Here is an 18,591-nt window from a genome sequence, read left to right as displayed (position 1 = left end):
ACCGGAGTCCTCGCATGAGGTTGCCCAGCATGCGCTTCGCCGTCCTTGCCCTTGCCGCCGCCATGGCCGTCGCACCGCTGGCGCCGGCCGCCCAGGCGCAGCGCGCGCCAGAAACCTTCGCGCCATTGGCGCGGCAGCTCCTGCCCGCGGTGGTGAACATCTCCTCCACCCAGGCGGTTCAGGCGCGGCCCGGCCGCCCGGACGCGCCGGACGTGCCGCAGGCCCCGCCTGGCAGCCCCTTCGAGGAATTCTTCCGCGACTTCTTCAACCGCAACCGCCCCGAGGGCGGGCCGCAGCAGCCGCAGCAGCCGCAGCGCCCGCAGCGGCGCGGCCAGTCGCTCGGCTCGGGCTTCATCATCGACGCCCAGGCCGGCATCGTCGTGACGAACAACCACGTCATCGACGGCGCGGACGAGATCAACGTGATCCTGTCCGACAACACCTCGATCCGCGCGGAGCTGCTCGGCACCGATCCGCGCACCGACATCGCGGTGCTCCGCATCCGCACCGACAAGCCGCTGACCGCGGTGACCTTCGGCAATTCGGATGAGGCGCAGGTCGGCGACTGGGTGCTCGCGATCGGCAACCCCTTCGGCCTTGGCGGGTCGGTGACGGCGGGCATCGTCTCGGCCCGCGGGCGCGACATCCGCCAGGGTCTGTATGACGACTTCATCCAGACCGATGCCGCGATCAACCGCGGCAATTCGGGCGGCCCGCTGTTCAACATGGCCGGCCAGGTGATCGGCATCAACACGGCGATCTACTCGCCCTCCGGCGGGTCGATCGGCATCGGCTTCTCGATCCCGTCCAACCTCGCCCAGCGCATCGTCGCGCAGCTGCGCGACGGCGGCCGCGTGCGGCGCGGCTGGCTCGGCGTGAACATCCAGCAGGTGACGGACGAGATCGCCGAGGCGCTGCGCCTGCCCGGAGGCGCGCGCGGCGCGCTGGTCGCCCGCGCGCAGGATGACGGACCGGCGGCCAAGGCCGGCATCCGGTCCGGCGACGTGATCCTGCGCTTCAACGGCGCCGATGTGCGCGAGATGCGCAACCTGCCGCGCATCGTCGCCGACAACACGGTCGGCGCGCAGGTGCCGGTGGTGATCTGGCGCGACGGCAAGGAGGAGACGGTCACCGTCACTCTCGGCGAGCTGCCGACCGAGCAGGCCCAGGCGGCCGGCGGCGGCCAGCCCGCGCAGCCCGAGCCCGCCCGTCCGGTCGAGCTCACGGGCCTCGGCCTGCTGGTGGCGCCGATCACGGACGAACTGCGCCAGCGCTTCAGCCTGCGGGCCGAGCAGCGCGGCGTCGTGATCGTCGAGGTCGCGCCGAACAGCCCTGCCGCGGAGCGGGAACTGCGCCCCGGCGACGTCATCGTCGAGGTGCAGCAGGAGCGCGTAACCACGCCCGCCGAGGTGCAGGAGCGCATCGCGCGGCTGCGCCAGCAGAACCGCGGCGTCGCGCTGTTCGCCGTCGAGGGCCAGGGTGGGCAGCGCTTCGTCCCGCTGCGCCTGCGCGGCGAGCGCGGCTCGCCAGGCTGAGGCGGCAGGACGGGGGCGGGCGCACCGCCCCCGTTCCGCAGGGTCCCATGCGGGACGGCGGCAGCCGCGTCGCGGAATGGATCGGCACCCTTGCCGCCGCCGCGCTCGGCTGCCTCATCGTGGCCGAGGCGTTCGGCACGCACATCCTGCCGCCGTCCAACACCGGCTGGATGCTGTCGGGGCGGATCGGGCCGGATCCGGTCCAGTACTGGCTCGGCTGGACCGCCTTCGCGCGGGACGCCTGGCGCTGGCCCCCGGGCGCCAATCCCGGCTGGGGCATGGAACTGGCGTCGTCGATCTTCTACGCCGACGCCATCCCGCTGCTGGCGTTCCTGTTCAAGGCGCTGCGGGCGATCGTCGAGGTGCCGCAGTACTGGGGCCTCTGGATCTATGCCTGCGGGGCGCTGCAGGCGGTGCTCGCCTTCAAACTCATGGGTCTCGCGACGACGGCGCCGCTGGCGCGGCTGTCGGTCGCCGGGCTGCTGGTGCTGCAGCCGGCGTTGCTCGGGCGGCTCGGCGGGCATTTCGCGCTCGGGGGGCAGTTCCTGCTGCTGGCGGGGCTGTGGCTGTGCGTGACGCCGGGGGCGGGGTGGCGCCGGGCGGCCGGATGGGTCGCGCTTGTCGGGGCGGCGTCGCTGGTGCAGGCCTATCTGGTGCCGATGGTGCTGGCGCTGTGGGCGGCAGATGGGCTGGCGCGCGCGGTCGATCCGGCGCGGCGGGGCGGGGCGATCCTGGCCGAGGCGGTGGGCGTGCCGGCGGCGGGGCTTCTCGGGCTGTGGGCGGCGGGGTTCTTCCTGCTCGGCGGTGGCTTCGGGGGGACCTGGGGCGGCTACGGGCAGATGCAGCTCGACCTGTTCGCGCCCTTCGACGGCGGGGATTGGAGCGTCTTCCTGCCGGATGCGGCGACGGCCGATCACCTCGATGCGGGTAACTCCTATCTCGGGCTTGGTGCGCTTGTCGTGATTGGTGCCGGGGCGCTGGCCTGGGCGTTGGGGCCGCGCGGCGGGTTGCGGCGGCATTGGGCGCTGGCGTGCGCGTTGCTGGCGCTGCTGGTCTTCGCGATGTCGCACCACGTGACAGTCGGCGGGCAGGAGGTCGCGGCGCTGCCGCTGCCGGACTGGATCGTCGAACGCGCCGATGCGCTGCGTGCCTCAGAGCGCTTCGCCTGGCCGCTGTTCTACGCCGTCCTGATCGGGGCCGCGGTCGCGCTGGTGCGGCGTATCGGCGCGGGGGCGGCGGGGGCCGTGCTGTGTGCTGCGCTGCTGCTGCAGGCGGCGGATCTGCGGCGCGGCTTCGCGAGGCTGAAGGATTTCTTCGCGGAGCAGCCGGCGCAGGTGCCGCTGCGCCTTGCCGATCCCTTCTGGGCGGAGGCGGCGCGCCGCTACGCCGCGGTGCGCGTGGTGCCGACCGGGATGCAGGCCCCGAACTGGGAAGAGGTGGCGGTCTATGCCGTCACGCTCGGCCTGCAGACGGATGCGGTCTATCTCGCGCGGCTCGATCCGCGTGCGGTCGAGGCGGTGAACGCCGCGGTCGCGCAGCGGATCGAGAGCGGCGCATATGAGGCGCGCACCTTCTACGTGCTGGGCGACGAGGCCGCGCTGGCGCGGGCGCGGGCGGGCATGGATCCGGCGCGGGATATGCTCGGGCAATTCGACGGCCGCTGGGTGCTCGCGCCGGGGTGGCGGCGTCAGGTCGGGGGAGGATGAACCTCCCCCGAACCCCCTCCCTTTTTTGGTCGGCTGGTGCCGCCCACGGCGGTCAGTCCCCAAGAGCCAAAGAAGGTTGAGGGGGGCTCGGGGGGAGAAGTTCCCTTCTCCCCCCGCCGCGTCACCCGTGAGCGATTTCCGCCGCGCGATACCCCTGCGCGAACAGCAACCCGCGCAGGTCGCCATGGTCGATGCGTGCCCGCGCCGCCGCCGCGACCACCGGCTTGGCGCGGAAGGCGACGCCGAGCCCCGCCGCCTGGATCATGTCGAGGTCGTTGGCCCCGTCGCCCACGGCGACCGTCGCCTCGAGCCCGATGCCCTCTTCCGCGGCGAGGCGCTTCAGCGTCGCGAGTTTCGCGTTGCGCCCGAGGATCGGGTCGGCGACATGGCCGGTGAGGCGGCCATCGGCCTCGAGGAGCGTGTTGGAGTGATGTTCGTGGAAGCCCACCAGCGCGGCGACGCGGCCGGTGAAGAAGGTGAAGCCGCCGGAGACCAGCGCGCAGCGCGCGCCGCTCGCGCGCATGGTGGCGACGAGCTCGCGCGCCCCGGGCATGAGTTCGGTTTCTTCCCAGGTGCGTTGCAGCGCCTCGACGCCCAGGCCCTTCAGCATGCCGACGCGTTCGCGCAGCGCGCCCTCGAAGTCGAGCTCGCCATTCATGGCGCGCTTCGTGATGGCGGCGATGCGGTCCTTGATGCCGGCCTGGCCGGCGAGCTCGTCCAGCGTCTCGGTCGTGACGATCGTGCTGTCCATGTCGGCGATGAGCAGGCGCTTGCGCCGGCCGGCCGATCCCTGGGCGATGACGTCGACCGCCTGGCCCTCGAGCGCGGCGCGCGCGGCGGCGTCGGCCTGCCCGGGCGCAAGGTCCGCGAAGGGCAGGTCCGCCGCTTCCTCGGGGGAGAGCCAGTCCGGCGTGCCGGTGGCCGCGCCCAGGGCGGCGAGGGCGTCGCGCGCGGCATGCAGCGTCGCGGAGGAGAGGCCGCCGCGCGGGGCGACGAGGGTCAGAACATGGTCCATCGGCGCCGGGGTATGCCCGCCCGATGACGGGGGATCAACCACGGGCGCTGCTGGTCGCCGGCCCGACCGCGAGCGGCAAGTCCGCCCTGGCGCTGGCGATCGCCGAGCGGGTCGGCGGGACGGTCATCAACGCCGACAGCATGCAGGTCTACCGCGAGCTGCGGATCATCACGGCGCGGCCGACGCCGGAGGAGGAGGCGCGGGTGCCGCACCGCCTCTATGGCGTGCGGCCGGCGGCGGAGGCGGCGAGCGTCGCCTGGTGGCGGGGGGCGGCGCTGGCGGAGATGGAGGCCGCGCGCGCGGCCGGGCGCCTGCCGATCCTCTGCGGCGGGACCGGGATGTATTTCGCGAGCCTGACCCAGGGCCTGTCCGACATCCCGCCCATCCCGGCCGAGGCGCGGGAGGAGGCGCGGCGGCTGCTCGCCGCGGAAGGGCCGGCGGCGCTGCATGCCAGGCTGGCGGCCGTGGACCCGAAGACGGCGGCGCGGCTGCGCCCGTCCGACAGCCAACGCATCGCCCGTGCCTTCGAGGTCTGGCGCGGGACGGGCAGGGGGCTCGCCGCTTGGCAGGCGGGGGGCGGGACGGGCCCGGCGCCCTGGCGCTTCGCCGCCATCCTGATCGACCCGCCGCGGGAGGCGCTGCGGGCGGCGATCGCGGCGCGGTGGGAAGCGATGCTCGCCGGCGGGGCGATCGAGGAGGTGCGCGCCCTGGTGGCGCAGGGGCTGGACCCGGCCCTGCCAGCCATGCGGGCGCATGGGGTGCCGGAGATCGCCGCGCATCTCGCCGGGCGGATGACGCTGGCGGAGGCATCGCGGCGGGCGATCCTCAACACCGGGCAGTACACGAAGCGGCAGGCGACCTGGTTCCGGCACCACGAACTGGCCGATGCGTCGCGAACGCATACGATCCATGCGCGTATCGCGGGTGATGCGCAATTTTCGGAAAGAATCATGGCCGACGCCTTCGCTTTTGTTGATCGGCTGCGTTGACGCAGCGCAGCGAGGGGTCTAAGGAGCGCGCCTCGCCCGCCGGACCCGCCTGCGGGCGGGTGCCGTTTTTCAGGAAAGAGAGACCCATGTCCGCCGCCACCAAGCCCGCCAGCACCGAAGCCGCCCTGACGATGTCGGGCGCCGAGGTCGTCCTGCGCGCGCTGAAGGACAACGGCGTCGAGGTCATCTTCGGCTATCCCGGCGGCGCGGTATTGCCGATCTACGACGCGCTGTTCCAGCAGAACGCCATCCGCCACATCCTGGTGCGCCACGAGCAGGCCGCGGTGCATGCGGCCGAGGGCTATGCGCGGTCGACCGGCAAGGTGGGCTGCGTGCTCGTCACCTCGGGCCCTGGCGCGACCAATGCCGTGACGGGCCTGGTGGACGCGCTGATGGATTCCATCCCGGTCGTGTGCCTCACCGGGCAGGTGCCGACGCACCTGATCGGCAACGACGCCTTCCAGGAAGCCGACACGACCGGCATCACCCGGCCGGCGACGAAGCACAACTACCTGGTCAAGAAGTCCGGCGACCTCGCGCGCGTGGTGCATGAGGCCTTCTACGTCGCGAAGTCCGGCCGCCCGGGCCCGGTCGTGATCGACCTGCCCAAGGACATCCTGATCAACAAGGCGCCTTATACCGAACCGCCGATCGCCGCGCATCGGTCCTACCGCCCGCAGACCGAGCCGGACGCCGAGCAGATCCGCAAGGCGGTGCGCCTCCTGAAGGCCGCGAAGCGCCCGATCGTCTATGCCGGCGGCGGCGTCATCAATGCGGGGCCCGAGGCGTCGCGCCTGCTGACCGAATTCGTGCGCATGACGGGCTTCCCCTGCACGAACACGCTGATGGGCCTCGGCGCCTTCCCGTCCGAGGACCCGCATTTCGTCGGCATGCTCGGCATGCACGGGACCTACGAGGCGAACCTCGCGATGCATGGCTGCGATGTCATGCTGAACATCGGGGCGCGCTTCGACGACCGCGTGACGGGGCGGCTCAACGCCTTCGCACCGAACTCGAAGAAGATCCACGCCGACATCGACCCATCCTCGATCAACAAGAACGTCCCGGTCGATGTCGCGATCGTGGGCGATGCGGGGCGCGTGCTCGCCGCCCTGATCGAGTGCTGGAAGACCGAGGACGCGCCGCAGGACAAGCATGTCCTGACCGCCTGGTGGCGCCAGATCGACGAATGGCGCACCAAGGACTGCCTGCGCTACCGGCAGTCCGGCAAGATCATCAAGCCGCAGCACGCGGTGAAGCGGCTCTATGAGATCACGAAGGAGCTCGGCCGCGAGACCTTCATCACCACCGAGGTCGGCCAGCACCAGATGTGGGCCGCGCAGTATTTCGGCTTCCAGAAGCCGAACCGCTGGATGACCTCGGGCGGCCTCGGGACGATGGGCTACGGCCTGCCGGCGGCGATGGGCGTGCAGATCGCGCACCCGGATGCGCTGGTGATCGACATCGCCGGCGAGGCGTCGATCCTGATGAACATCCAGGAGATGGGCACGCTGGCGCAGTACCGCCTGCCGGTGAAGGTCTTCATCCTGAACAACGAGTACATGGGCATGGTCCGCCAGTGGCAGGAACTGCTGCATGGCGGGCGGTATTCGGAATCCTATTCCGCGGCACTGCCCGACTTCGTGAAGCTCGCGGAATCCTTCCACGCCAAGGGCATCCGCGTGACCGACGCCGATGACCTCGACGCCGGCATCCGCGAGATGATCGCCTACCCCGGACCCGTCATCGCCGACATCGCGGTGGCCAAGGACGAGAACTGCTTCCCGATGATCCCCTCCGGCGCCGCGCACAACGAGATGATCCTCGGCGAGGATCAGGAGGGCGGCGTCGCCGGTGTCACCGACGAAGGCAAGGTCCTGGTCTGAGGGGGCGCGGAACATGTCGGAAGCAGGAAACGCGCAGCGCGCGGCGACCATCGCCGTGCTGGTGGAAAACGAGGCCGGCGTGCTGGCCCGCGTCATCGGCCTGTTCTCGGGCCGCGGCTACAACATCGACAGCCTGACGGTGGCACCGGTGGACGAGACGGGGCGGATCAGCCGCATCACCGTCGTCACCTCGGGCACCGAGATGGTGATCGAGCAGATCAAGGCGCAGCTCGACCGCCTGGTGCCGGTGCACAAGGTGTCGGACCTGACGCTGGAAGGCCCGCACCTGGTCCGCGAGCTTGCGCTGATCAAGGTGGTGGGCCGCGGCGAGAACCGCGTCGAGGCGCTGCGCCTCGCGGACGCCTTCCGCGCCCGCGTGGTGGATGCGACGACGGAATCCTTCGTGTTCGAGATGACGGGCGCGGCGGAGAAGATCGACGCCTTCTGTGCGCTGATGCGGCCGATCGGGCTGGCGGAGGTGTCGCGCACCGGCGCGGTCGCCATCGCGCGCGGCCCGCGCGGCCTGAGCTGAGTTTTTCGAGAGACCCGTAGGAAGAGGGAGAGCGCAGCCATGCGCGTTTACTACGACCGCGATGCGGATGTGAATCTGATCAAGGGCAAGAAGGTCGCGGTCATCGGCTTCGGCAGCCAGGGCCACGCGCATGCGATGAACATGCGCGATTCCGGCGTGAAGGACGTCGTGATCGGCCTGCGTCCGGGCGGATCCTGGCAGAAGGCCGAGGCCGCGGGATTCCAGGTGATGACGCCGGCCGACGCCGCGAAGTGGGCTGACGTCGTCATGGTGCTGACGCCGGACGAACTGCAGGGCGACCTGTATCGCGACCACCTGCACGCCAACATGAAGCCGGGCGCGGCCATCGCCTTCGCCCATGGCCTCAACGTGCACTTCAACCTGCTCGATCCGCGCGCCGACATCGACGTGTTCATGATCGCGCCGAAGGGCCCCGGCCACACGGTGCGCTCGGAATACCAGAAGGGCGGCGGCGTGCCGTGCCTGGTGGCCGTGCACCAGAACCCCTCGGGCAACGCGCTCGAGATCGCGCTGTCCTATGCCTCCGCCATCGGCGGCGGCCGTTCGGGCGTGATCGAGACGACCTTCAAGGAAGAGTGCGAGACCGACCTGTTCGGCGAGCAGGCGGTGCTCTGCGGCGGCCTCGTGGAGCTCATCAAGGCGGGCTACGAGACGCTGGTCGAGGCCGGCTACGCGCCCGAGATGGCGTATTTCGAGTGCCTGCACGAGGTGAAGCTGATCGTCGACCTCATCTATGAGGGCGGCATCGCCAACATGAACTACTCGGTCTCGAACACCGCCGAGTACGGCGAGTACGTCACCGGCCCGCGCATCATCACCGCCGAAACCAAGGCCGAGATGAAGAAGGTGCTCGAGGACATCCAGACCGGCCGCTTCGCGCGCGACTGGATGCTCGAGAACAAGGTGAACCAGGCCTCCTTCAAGGCCATCCGCCGCCGCAACGCCGAGCATCCGATCGAGGAAGTCGGCGCAAAGCTGCGCGCGATGATGCCGTGGATCAGCAAGAACGCGCTGGTCGACAAGGCGAAGAACTGAACCAGCCCACAGGCTGGATGGAAGGGGCGCCGGGGGGAGACCTTCGGCGCCCTTCGCTTATGTGCCCAGGAAGATCGCGCGGATGAAGGCGCGGTAGAGCGTCACCTGCTGGCTGAGCAACGCAGGATCGCGCGTGGCCTTGGACATCGTGATGCCGCCGTCGATCACGACCGAGAGCATGTCCGCGAGCGCGTCGAGGTCAGCCGCGATACGCGGCGGGTAGCGTGTGGCGATGGCATCGAGCCGTGCCCGGAAATACTGCCGCCACGCGATGACGGCGGCCTGGTTCATGGCCACGATCTCGCGGTCGAAGAGCTGTTCCTGGTAGCAGATGGAGGCGACCATGCAGCCCGGATGGACTTCCGCCATCCCGGCCATCTGCTCGGCCAGCATCTTCAGCCCGACGAGGAAGCCGTGCAGAGGATCGTCGGCGAGCTCGTCGGCGCGCGTGAAGACCTCGCCCAGCAGGTCCCGGTCGCGTTCCATCGAACGTTGCAGCAGCGCCTTCGCGAGCGCGCCCTTGTCGGGGAAGTGGTAGAAGAACCCGCTTTTTGAGATGCCGGCGCCGGCGATCAGTTCCTCGATCGAGGTCGCGCCGAATCCCTTCTGCAGGACTGCGGCTTCCGCCAGGTCCAGGATGCGTTCGCGGGCGCTTTCCCGTTTCAGCGTGGTCGCGCTCATGGAATGACTGTACCGCAGGTGCAGTCGGGCTGTGCGCCCAATTACACATGGCGATCCCTGGGGCCGGCCGCGTGGCGCAACCGACTGGAATCCTTGGCGCATTCGAAACCGCACGGACCGCACCACGCGACCGGTAGAGGAGGAGGGCCCGACGGCGCGACACATCGGGGGTCATCAACGCCGGGAAAGGATTTCCGCCATGGCCACCGACCTCCGGGGCAACCCGCTCTCCTGCTCCGCCGCCGCCGCGCGCCGCCTCGATGTCGCGATCGACAAGTTCCATGCCTACCAAGCCGATCCGGTCGCCGAGATCGACGCCTTGCTCGCCGAGGAGCCCGATTGCGTGATGGGGCATGCGCTCCGAACGGGCATCCTCGCGACGACCACGGACAAGGCGTTCGACGCCGAATTGCGGGCGAGCCTCGCGGCGGCCGAGCGGCTTGTGCCGCGCGCGAATGCGCGGGAGCGCGCCTACGTCGCCGCCGCGCGGCAGTGGGCCGATGGCGACCTGTCCGGCGCGACCGAGACCTGGGGGCGCATCGCGATCGACCATCCGGCCGACCTCGCCGCCGTGCAGCTCGCGCAGCTCGGCGACTACTTCCTGGGGCAGAGCCAGATGATCCGCGACCGCGTCGCGCGCGTGCTGCCGCGCTGGAACCGGGACATGCCGGGTCATGGATACCTGCTCGGCATGCATGCCTTCGGCCTCGAGGAATGCGGCGACTATGCGCAGGCCGAGGCCACCGGGCGCGAGGCCGTGGCGTGCAACGCCCAGGATGGCTGGGCCATCCATGCGGTCGCGCATGTCATGGAAATGCAGGGGCGGGCGAGCGAAGGCGCGGCCTTCATGACCGAGACCGCGGCGGGATGGTCTCCGGACAGCCTGTTTGCCTTCCACAACTGGTGGCATGTCGCGCTGTTCCGCATCGACCAGGGCGACATCGCCGGCGCGCTGCGGCTGTTCGATGAGCGTATCTCGGCCGGCGGCTTCGGCCAGGCGCTGGAGGCGATCGACGGCTCGGCGCTGCTGTGGCGGCTGTGGGTGCTGGGGCACGATGTCGGCGACCGCTGGTCGCGCTTGGCGCAGCCCTGGGCGTCGCGGATCTCGGACGGCATCTACGCCTTCAACGACGTCCACGCGATGATGACCTTCGTCGCGACCGGTGATCGGCACGCGCAGCGCGAAGTGATCGCGACGCTCGAACGCGCCGCGGCGGGGCGGGGAACCAATGCGATGATGTCGCGCGATGTCGGCCTGCCGCTCGCGCGCGGCATCGCTGCCTTCGGAAAGGGCGATTTCGCCAGCGCGGTGGCGCGGATCCTGCCGCTGCGCGGCATCGCCAACCGCTTCGGCGGCAGCCATGCGCAGCGCGACGTGCTGTCCTGGACGCTCTGCGAGGCGGCGATCCGTGCCGGCGATGCGCGGCTCTCCGAGGCGATGGTGGCCGAGCGCCTGGCGATGAAGGAAGGCAGCCCGGTCGCGCAGGGCTGGGCGGCCCGGGCGCGGGCGCTGGCGCGGCCGATCGCCGCCTGATCCGGCCGGGGCGGCGGCCGAGGCTTCGCGCCGCGCCGCCGCCCTGGCATCCTTTGCGTCCCGCCTGCCAGACGCGAAGGCCGACGATGCCGGACCAGCCCCATCTCCTCGCCGCCGAGACCGACTACCCCCGCGACTTCCGGGGCTACGGGCCGAACCCGCCCGACCCGCAATGGCCGGGGGGCGCGAAGCTCGCGCTCTCCTTCGTGCTGAACTACGAGGAGGGGGGCGAGAACACGATCCTCAACGGCGATGCGGGCAGCGAGCTGTACCTGCACGAGGTGCCGGGCGGGTCGCCGATCCTCGGCGAACGCAACCGCACCGTGGAATCCCAGTTCGACTACGGCGCCCGCGCCGGCGTCTGGCGCGTGCTGCGCGCCTTCGCCGCGCATGGCTTCCCGCTGACGGTCTATGGCGTCGGCCGCGCGCTGGAACTGAACCCCGAGGCGGCGCGTGCCTTCACCGCGGCCGGGCATGAGGTCGCCTCCCACGCCTGGCGCTGGATCGACTACCACAAGGTCGACGAGGCGACGGAACGCGCCGAGATCGCGCGCTGCGTCGAGACCATCGAGCGCCTGTGTGGCCATCGCCCGGTCGGCTGGTACACGGGGCGGATCAGCCCGAACACGCGGCGGCTCGTCGCCGAACATGGCGGCTTCCTCTACGAATCCGACGCCTATGACGACGACCTGCCGCACTACGTCACGGCGGCGGGCAAGCCGCTGCTGATCATCCCCTACACGCTCGACAACAACGACATGAAGTACGCGGTCCCGCCCGGCTTCGGCGATCCCGATGGCTGGGAACGGCACCTGACCGACGCCTTCGAGGTGCTGCTGGCCGAAGGCCGCGCCGGCGCGCCGAAGATGATGTCGGTCGGGCTGCATTGCCGGCTGGTCGGGCGACCGGGGCGGGCGGCGGCACTGCAGCGCTTCCTCGCCCGCGTCGCGCGGGAGAAGGATGTCTGGATCTGCCGCCGCGCCGACATCGCGCGCCACTGGTGGGCGACGCATCCGCCCGCGGCATAGGGATTGCTGCATCGCCGAGGCCCGGATCCGCGCAGGAGAGCCATGATGACCGACCGTCGCACCGCGATTGCCCTCCGCCGCCGCGCAGTGCTGGCCCTGCCGGCGCTGGCCTTGGCCGCCGGGGCGCGGGCGCAGGGCGCACGGACCGTCGAACTCATCGTCCCCTATCCGCCCGGCGGGGGGAACGACATCGGCGCGCGGGCGTTGGCACCGCTGCTCGAACGCGAGCTCGGCATGGCCGTCGTGGTGCAGAACCGGCCCGGCGCGGGCAGCCAGATCGGCATGGCGCAGGTGGCGCGGGCGCGGCCGGACGGGCTGACCATCGCCTACGGCCTCTGGCCGCAGACCACGACGCTCTACCTCGATCCCGGCCGCCAGGCGGGTTTCACGCGGGAGAGTTTCACGCCGCTCGCCCTGCACGTGACGGATCCGGGGGCGATCGTGGTGCGGACGGACAGCCCGATCCGCAGCCTCGCGGAGATGATCGCGGCGGCGAAGGCGCGGCCGGACGATTTCCGCATGTCGGACAACGGCATCCTGGGGCATGAGCACCTGGCCTCCATCCGCCTGCAGCGGCTGGCGGGCGTGACCTTCAACCAGGTCCACTTCAACGGGGCGGGGCCGGCGCTGACGGCGCTGCTCGGCGGGCAGACCGAGGCGGCGATCTTCGCCGTCGGCACCGCAAGCGCGCAGATGCGCCAGGGCGCGGTGCGGGCGATCGCGGTGCTTTCGCCGCAGGAAAGCCCCTTCCTGCCGGGCGTGCCCACGGCGCGATCGCAGGGCTACGACATCGTCGCGGGATCGACGCGCGCCTTCGTCGGTCCGGCCGGGCTGCCGCCGGACGTCCAGGCGCGCCTCGCCGGGGCGCTCGAACGCGCGATCAGGTCGCCCGAGCACGAGGAGCGGATGCGCCAGCTCAACATCCCGATCACCTTCCAGGGCCCGGACGGCTTCGCCGCCTACTGGGCGCAGGAGGAACGGGAACTGCGCCCGCTGATCGAGGGGCTGGCCCGCGCGGGGCAGACGCAGTGACGGGCCGCGCCCTCGTCAGCCGCGGGTGAGGGCGGTCAGTTCAGCTTCTCGATGTTGTTGCGCTCGACCACCTCGCGCCAGCGCGCCACCTCGGCGCGGACGTGCTCGGCGAAGCGCTCGGGCGATCCGCCTTCGGGGCGGGCGCCGAGGTCGCGCAGGCGCCGCTGCACCTCGGGGTCGGCATTCGCCTCGTTCAGGATGCGGTTGAGTCCGGCGACGACGTTGGCCGGCGTGCCGCGCGGCGCCATGTAGCCGAACCAGGGTTCGACCACGATGCCCTCGATGCCCGCCTCGGCGAAGGTCGGGATGTCCGGCAAGGCGGGGTCGCGCTCCCGGCCGGTCACCGCGAGGGCGCGGATCTGGCCCGCCCGGATCGCCTGGATCTTGGTGGGCACGTTCTCGATCATCACCTGGACTTGGTTCGCGAGCAGCGCCTGCAGCGCCGGCGCGCCGCCGCGGAAGGGGACATGCACCATGCCGGTGCCGAGCCGCCCGTTCATCAGTTCCGGGATCAGGTGGTTGGAGGACCCGAAGCCCGAGGAGCCGTAGTTGACGCGCCCGGGGTTCGCCCGCGCCCAGGCGACGAATTCCTGCAGCGTCCGCGCCGGGACCGCGGGGTTCACGGCGACCACGTTCATCACGCTGCCGCTCCAGAAGACCGGCACCAGGTCGCGCTCGATGTCGTAGGGCATGCGCGCATAGATCGCGGGATTGATGGCGCAGTTGCCGATGGTGCAGGCGCCGAGCGTGTAGCCGTCCGGCGTGCTGCGCGCCGCGGCCTCCATGCCGATGTTGCCGTTGGCGCCGGACCGGTTCTCCACCACCCAGGGAAATGGCGCGGTGCGGCTGATGCGGTCGGCGAAGATGCGTGCAACGAGGTCGGTCGACCCGCCCGGCGGAAAGGGCAGGATGATGCGCACCGGGCGGTCCGGGGCCCAATCCTGGGCGAGGGCAGGCGAGGCGATGAGCCCCGCGGCGAGCGCGAGGGCGATCCGGCGCAACATTGTTTCCTCCGGTTTTCGTTGCGGCCACCCTGCCCGCGCGGGGCGGTGGCGGCAACATCGGCGCTTGCGGCGGGTTCGCACCGCCCGTAATCTCCCGCCCGCGATGAACATGCGCGCGATCCCGGCTGGGCTGGACCTGGGGCTGATGGCCCCGGCTTCCGCGCGCGCGCCGCTCGGCCTCCTCCTTCTTCTTCGACTTACCCGCCCCTGGGCGTGACGCCCGGCTGAGCTCGGCCGGACATCGCTCAGGGGAACCTGGGACCGAACGCGCACATCCACATCATCGCCACACAGGAAACGCCTGACATGGCCATCACCCATCCCTCCTTCGGCACCCTGGCCGACGACCGCATCATCATCTTCGACACCACGCTGCGCGACGGCGAACAGTCGCCCGGCTTCTCGATGAACCTCGAGGAGAAGCTGCGCATGGCGGAAGCGCTGTGGGAGCTGGGCATCGACGTGATGGAGGCCGGCTTCCCCATCGCTTCCCCCGGCGACTTCGAGAGCGTGCTGTCGATCGCGAAGCATTTCGCCAAGGACGGCCCGGTGGTCTGCGGGCTGTCGCGCACCGCGCCGGCCGATATCCTGCGCGCCGCCGAGGCGGTGAAGCCCGCCGCGCGCAAGCGCATCCACACCTTCGTCTCGACCAGCCCGCTGCACATGCGCGTGAAGCTGCGGCTCGAGCCCGAGCAGGTGCTGGACCTGGTCACCAGCAGCGTCTCCCTGGCGCGCCAGCACACCGACGACGTCGAATGGTCGGCCGAGGACGGCACCCGCACCGATCCGGACTTCCTCTGCCGCTGCGTCGAGGCTGCGATCAAGGCGGGTGCTACCACGATCAACATTCCCGACACGGTCGGCTACGCGCTGCCCGAGGACATGCACCGCATCTTCACCATGGTGCGCGAGCGTGTCCCCGGTGCGGACCGGATCATCCTGTCCACGCACAACCACAACGACCTCGGCCTTGCGGTGGCGAACACGCTGGCGGCGATCCGCGCCGGCGCCCGCCAGGTGGAATCGACCATCAACGGCATCGGCGAACGCGCGGGCAATGCGAGCCTCGAGGAGGTGGTGATGGCGCTGCGCACGCGCCATGACGCCATCGCGACGACGAACAACATCGTCACCGAGCGGATCCTGAAGACGTCGAAGCTGCTGGCGACCATCACCAGCTTCGACGTGCAGCCCAACAAGGCGATCGTCGGCCGCAACGCCTTCGCGCATGAATCGGGCATCCACCAGGACGGCGTGCTGAAGGACAAGTCGACCTACGAGATCATGACGCCCGAGAGCGTCGGCTGGTCCAACACCTCTCTCGTCATGGGCAAGCATTCGGGTCGTGCCGCCTTCCGCGACAAGCTGAAGGGCATGGGCTACGAGATCGGCGACAACCAGCTGAACGACGCCTTCCGCCGCTTCAAGGACCTCGCGGACCGCAAGAAGGTCGTCTACGACGAGGACATCGCCGCGCTGGTCGATGACGAGATCGTCCGCGGCAATGACCGCATCAAGCTGACGGCGCTGACGGTCGCGACCGGCATGGCGACCAAGCCGACCGCCTCCATCACGCTCGAGGTCGACGGCGTCGCGCATGACGGCGTGGCCGCCGGCGACGGCGCGGTGGACGCGACCTTCAACGCGCTGCGCAACGCCTTCCCGCACGACGTGAACCTCAAGCTCTATGCCGTGCAGTCGGTCACCGGCGGCACCGACGCCCAGGCGCGCGTGACCGTGCGGCTCGAGGAAGGGGGCAAGCTCGTGGACGGGCAGGGGGCGGACACCGACACCATCGTCGCCTCCGCCCGCGCCTATGTGCACGCGCTGAACAAGCTGCTGGTGAAGCGGGAGCGGACCGAGCCGCCGGCCGTCCTGCGGGCGTGACCGGCCTGGGCCGCCGCGTCCTGCTGGCGGCCCTCGCCGTGCTGCCCGGTGCCGCCCGGGCCCAGGCGCCGGCCGCGCCGCCCCCGATCGGGACGGCGCGGATGGAGGCGGACGGCACCATCGTGCTCGACCTGGTGGCGCGGCAGGATGGGACGGTCGGGCATGCCAGGCTGACCTACCCGCCGGGCCACCCCGACTACGCCGCGATCCTGCGGCATCTGGGCGGGCTCAGGCCCGGCGAGGCCAAGCCCGTCCCGCCCTTCCCGTGATCTCCCGCCCCCCACGGGGGCGGCGGGTTCAGCGGTAGTAGCCCTGGTTCTGCGGGGCGGTGACCGCGCCGCCCACGGCGCCGACCGCGCCGCCGATCAGGGCGCCGGCACCCGCATTGCCCGACAGCGAGCCGATCGCGGCACCGCCGCCGGCGCCGAGCAGGCCGCCCGTGAGGGCGCGCTCGCCCGGGGTGTTGCCGCAGGCCGCCAGCGCCAGGCCGGCGGAGGCGAGGATCGCGAGGGTCATCCGTTTCATTACCGTTCTCCCATGAGGCTGCTGCCCGGAGAACGCCGCGACCCGGCTTCGGGTTTCATGCATGCCGCGACTTCCGGAAACCGGCTTGAGAGTCCACGCCCGGGGGGGTAAACGCCCCCGTCCTCTCTCGCCCCATCACGCGCCACGGCGGCCATGGCCCCGGCGCGGGCTGTGCGGCCCCCGTCGGAAGGTCCGGTACGCATGTTCTCTCGCCTGTTCGGCTTCCTGTCCGCCGACATGGCCATCGATCTCGGCACGGCCAACACGCTCGTCTACGTGAAGGGGCGGGGGATCGTGCTGAACGAGCCGAGCGTCGTCGCCATCTCCGACCAGCGCGGCCGCAAGCAGGTGCTCGCGGTCGGCGAGGAGGCGAAGCTCATGCTCGGCCGCACGCCGGGCAACATCGCCGCCATCCGCCCCCTTCGCGACGGCGTCATCGCCGATTTCGAGGTGGCGGAGGAGATGATCAAGCACTTCATCCGCAAGGTGCACAACCGGCGGTCCTTCGCCTCCCCCATGATCATCGTCTGCGTGCCCTCCGGCTCCACCGCCGTCGAGCGCCGCGCGATCCAGGAGAGCGCGGAATCCGCCGGCGCCCGCCGCGTGCTGCTGATCGAAGAGCCGATGGCCGCCGCGATCGGCGCCGGCCTGCCGGTGACCGAGCCCTCGGGCTCGATGATCGTCGACATCGGTGGCGGAACGACCGAGGTCGCCGTCATCTCGCTCGGCGGCATCGTCTATGCGCGGTCGGTCCGCGTCGGCGGCGACAAGCTGGACGAGGCGATCATCTCCTACATCCGCCGCCAGTTTAACCTGCTGATCGGCGAATCCACGGCCGAGCGCATCAAGCTCGAGATCGGCGCCGCCGCCCCGCCCGAGGACGGGGAGGAGGGGCCGCTCGCCGAGGTGAAGGGCCGCGACCTGATGAACGGCGTGCCGCGCGAGGTCGTGGTCAGCCAGCGCCAGGTGGCCGAGTCCCTCTACGAGCCGGTCTCCCAGATCGTCGAGGCCGTGAAGGTGGCGCTGGAGAACACGCCCCCCGAGCTCGCGGCCGACATCGTGGACAAGGGCATCGTGCTGACCGGGGGCGGGGCGCTGCTCAACCGCCTGGACCAGGTGCTGCGGGATGCGACCGGACTGCCTGTCGTGGTGGCAGAGGATGCCCTGTCCTGCGTCGCCCTCGGCACCGGACGCGCGCTCGAGGACATCAAGCGGCTTCGCCACGTCCTGAGTTCGATGTATTGATGCTGCCCCCGGCCGGCGGATCCCGCCGTCCGGGGTAACAGGGCTCGCAGGGGGACCTTGGGCGCGTGATCCGACTGAGCATCCCGCTCCGTCAGGCGCTGGCGCGGCTTTCGCTGCCGCTGATGATCGCGGCTGCCTTCGGCGTCATGCTGCTGGGCAAGGCCGATGCGCTGCTCGCCGAGCGGCTGCGCAGCCACCTGGCCGATGCCCTGTCCCCGATCTACGCGGCGCTCGCCGAGCCGATGAGCGCGGTGCGCGGGGCGGTCGAGGAAGTCCAGGCGCTCGCGCAGCTGCGCGAGGAGAACGCGGCGCTGCGCGAGGAGAACGACCGGCTGCGCCGCTGGCATTCGGCGGCCCTCGCCCTCGAATCCGAGAACGAGATGCTGCGCCGGCAGCTGAGCTTCCTGCCCGAGGCCGCGCCGGCCTTCGTGACCGCCCGCGTGGTGGCGGATGGCGGCGGGACCTATGCGCGCGCGGTGCTGCTCGCGACCGGGCCGCAGCACGCGATCCGCAAGGGCCAGGTGGCGCTGGACGACCGCGGCTTCGTCGGCCGGGTCACCGAGGTCGGCAGCCGCTCGGCCCGCGTCCTGCTCGCGACCGACATGAACAGCCGCATCCCCGTCACCCTGGAATCGAGCCGCGCCCGGGCGCTGATGGTCGGCAGCAACGCCGCCCGCCCGCGCCTGTCCCAGTGGCCCGAGGGCGTGATGCCGGTGGATGGCGAGCGGGTGGTGACGAGCGCCGAGGCCGGGGCCTTCCCGGCCGGGCTGCCGGTCGGCGTGGTGCGCCTGTCGGACCACGGCGCGCCGGAGGTCGAGCTGTTCGCCCGGCTGGACCGGCTCGATGCCGTCCGCCTGTTCGACTACGGGCTGCGCGGGATCCTGCCGCCCGAGGCCGTGGCCCGGCCGGAACCCCGCCAGGGCCGGCGCTGACAGG

The 18,591-nt window shown here is 71.2% G+C and carries 17 protein-coding genes; 13 read left to right on the top strand and 4 right to left on the bottom strand.

Annotation, left to right across the window (positions count from 1 at the left end; translation table 11 throughout):
• The first annotated feature begins 14 nt into the window (after positions 1 to 14).
• Both GWK15_RS06045 and GWK15_RS06040 read left to right on the top strand, forming a co-directional pair.
• Positions 15 to 1,535 carry a DegQ family serine endoprotease gene (locus GWK15_RS06045; RefSeq protein WP_245211405.1) on the top strand — a complete coding sequence of 507 codons (1,521 nt, stop codon included), beginning with the start codon at positions 15 to 17 and terminating at the stop codon, positions 1,533 to 1,535.
• Between the two features lie 47 nt (positions 1,536 to 1,582).
• Positions 1,583 to 3,241, top strand: coding sequence for a DUF6311 domain-containing protein (locus tag GWK15_RS06040; RefSeq protein ID WP_168040037.1), 1,659 nt, complete (start codon positions 1,583 to 1,585; stop codon positions 3,239 to 3,241).
• Between the two features lie 121 nt (positions 3,242 to 3,362).
• On the opposite strand, the gene serB is transcribed toward GWK15_RS06040, so the two are convergent.
• Positions 3,363 to 4,256 carry a phosphoserine phosphatase SerB gene (serB, locus tag GWK15_RS06035; protein ID WP_168040035.1) on the bottom strand — a complete coding sequence of 298 codons (894 nt, stop codon included), beginning with the start codon at positions 4,254 to 4,256 and terminating at the stop codon, positions 3,363 to 3,365.
• A 23-nt stretch (positions 4,257 to 4,279) separates the two neighbouring features.
• Between serB and miaA the strand changes: the two genes are divergently transcribed.
• The 4 genes from miaA to ilvC all read left to right on the top strand — a co-directional run bounded on the left by miaA (position 4,280) and on the right by ilvC (position 8,719).
• Positions 4,280 to 5,245, top strand: a complete 966-nt coding sequence (gene miaA / locus GWK15_RS06030; RefSeq protein ID WP_168040033.1) for a tRNA (adenosine(37)-N6)-dimethylallyltransferase MiaA — start codon at positions 4,280 to 4,282, stop codon at positions 5,243 to 5,245.
• Positions 5,246 to 5,331: 86 nt separating this feature from the next.
• On the top strand, positions 5,332 to 7,131 hold the full coding sequence (locus GWK15_RS06025) for an acetolactate synthase 3 large subunit (RefSeq protein WP_168040031.1): 1,800 nt from the start codon (positions 5,332 to 5,334) through the stop codon (positions 7,129 to 7,131).
• 13 nt (positions 7,132 to 7,144) lie between these two features.
• Positions 7,145 to 7,663 (top strand): acetolactate synthase small subunit, encoded by a 519-nt coding sequence (gene ilvN, locus GWK15_RS06020; protein ID WP_168040029.1) that lies wholly within the window; start codon positions 7,145 to 7,147, stop codon positions 7,661 to 7,663.
• Between the two features lie 39 nt (positions 7,664 to 7,702).
• On the top strand, positions 7,703 to 8,719 hold the full coding sequence (ilvC, locus tag GWK15_RS06015; RefSeq protein ID WP_168040027.1) for a ketol-acid reductoisomerase: 1,017 nt from the start codon (positions 7,703 to 7,705) through the stop codon (positions 8,717 to 8,719).
• Between the two features lie 57 nt (positions 8,720 to 8,776).
• Here ilvC and GWK15_RS06010 read toward each other — a convergent pair whose 3' ends face one another.
• Positions 8,777 to 9,400, bottom strand: a complete 624-nt coding sequence (locus GWK15_RS06010) for a TetR/AcrR family transcriptional regulator (RefSeq protein WP_168040025.1) — start codon at positions 9,398 to 9,400, stop codon at positions 8,777 to 8,779.
• 199 nt (positions 9,401 to 9,599) lie between these two features.
• Here GWK15_RS06010 and GWK15_RS06005 point away from each other — a divergent pair, with 199 nt between their 5' ends.
• The 3 genes from GWK15_RS06005 (at position 9,600) to GWK15_RS05995 (ending at position 12,994) form a co-directional block, all read left to right on the top strand.
• A complete protein-coding gene (locus tag GWK15_RS06005) occupies positions 9,600 to 10,934 on the top strand; it encodes a tetratricopeptide repeat protein (RefSeq protein ID WP_168040023.1) in 1,335 nt (444 codons plus the stop codon).
• Between the two features lie 86 nt (positions 10,935 to 11,020).
• Complete coding sequence (gene puuE / locus GWK15_RS06000) at positions 11,021 to 11,962, top strand: allantoinase PuuE (RefSeq protein ID WP_168040021.1); 942 nt, start codon at positions 11,021 to 11,023, stop codon at positions 11,960 to 11,962.
• 45 nt (positions 11,963 to 12,007) lie between these two features.
• Positions 12,008 to 12,994, top strand: coding sequence for a tripartite tricarboxylate transporter substrate binding protein (locus tag GWK15_RS05995; protein ID WP_168040019.1), 987 nt, complete (start codon positions 12,008 to 12,010; stop codon positions 12,992 to 12,994).
• Between the two features lie 35 nt (positions 12,995 to 13,029).
• Here the strand turns inward: GWK15_RS05995 and GWK15_RS05990 are convergent, their stop codons facing one another.
• Positions 13,030 to 13,998 (bottom strand): Bug family tripartite tricarboxylate transporter substrate binding protein, encoded by a 969-nt coding sequence (locus tag GWK15_RS05990; protein WP_168040017.1) that lies wholly within the window; start codon positions 13,996 to 13,998, stop codon positions 13,030 to 13,032.
• 306 nt (positions 13,999 to 14,304) lie between these two features.
• Between GWK15_RS05990 and GWK15_RS05985 the strand changes: the two genes are divergently transcribed.
• A complete protein-coding gene (locus GWK15_RS05985) occupies positions 14,305 to 15,885 on the top strand; it encodes a 2-isopropylmalate synthase (protein ID WP_168040015.1) in 1,581 nt (526 codons plus the stop codon).
• Positions 15,882 to 16,154 (top strand): hypothetical protein, encoded by a 273-nt coding sequence (locus GWK15_RS05980; RefSeq protein ID WP_168040013.1) that lies wholly within the window; start codon positions 15,882 to 15,884, stop codon positions 16,152 to 16,154. Before GWK15_RS05985 ends, GWK15_RS05980 begins: the two co-directional genes overlap by 4 nt.
• A 28-nt stretch (positions 16,155 to 16,182) precedes the next feature.
• Here the strand turns inward: GWK15_RS05980 and GWK15_RS05975 are convergent, their stop codons facing one another.
• Positions 16,183 to 16,410, bottom strand: a complete 228-nt coding sequence (locus GWK15_RS05975; RefSeq protein ID WP_168040011.1) for a YMGG-like glycine zipper-containing protein — start codon at positions 16,408 to 16,410, stop codon at positions 16,183 to 16,185.
• 201 nt (positions 16,411 to 16,611) lie between these two features.
• Between GWK15_RS05975 and GWK15_RS05970 the strand changes: the two genes are divergently transcribed.
• Positions 16,612 to 17,655 carry a rod shape-determining protein gene (locus tag GWK15_RS05970; protein WP_168040009.1) on the top strand — a complete coding sequence of 348 codons (1,044 nt, stop codon included), beginning with the start codon at positions 16,612 to 16,614 and terminating at the stop codon, positions 17,653 to 17,655.
• A gap of 65 nt (positions 17,656 to 17,720) precedes the next feature.
• A complete protein-coding gene (mreC, locus tag GWK15_RS05965) occupies positions 17,721 to 18,587 on the top strand; it encodes a rod shape-determining protein MreC (RefSeq protein WP_168040007.1) in 867 nt (288 codons plus the stop codon).
• The last annotated feature ends 4 nt before the right edge of the window (positions 18,588 to 18,591 follow it).

It is taken from the genome of Neoroseomonas oryzicola (assembly GCF_012163135.1).
Lineage (GTDB): Bacteria > Pseudomonadota > Alphaproteobacteria > Acetobacterales > Acetobacteraceae > Neoroseomonas > Neoroseomonas oryzicola.
The sequence above is the reverse complement of the archived record's forward strand: the minus strand, read 5'-3'. Positions and strand labels throughout refer to the sequence as shown.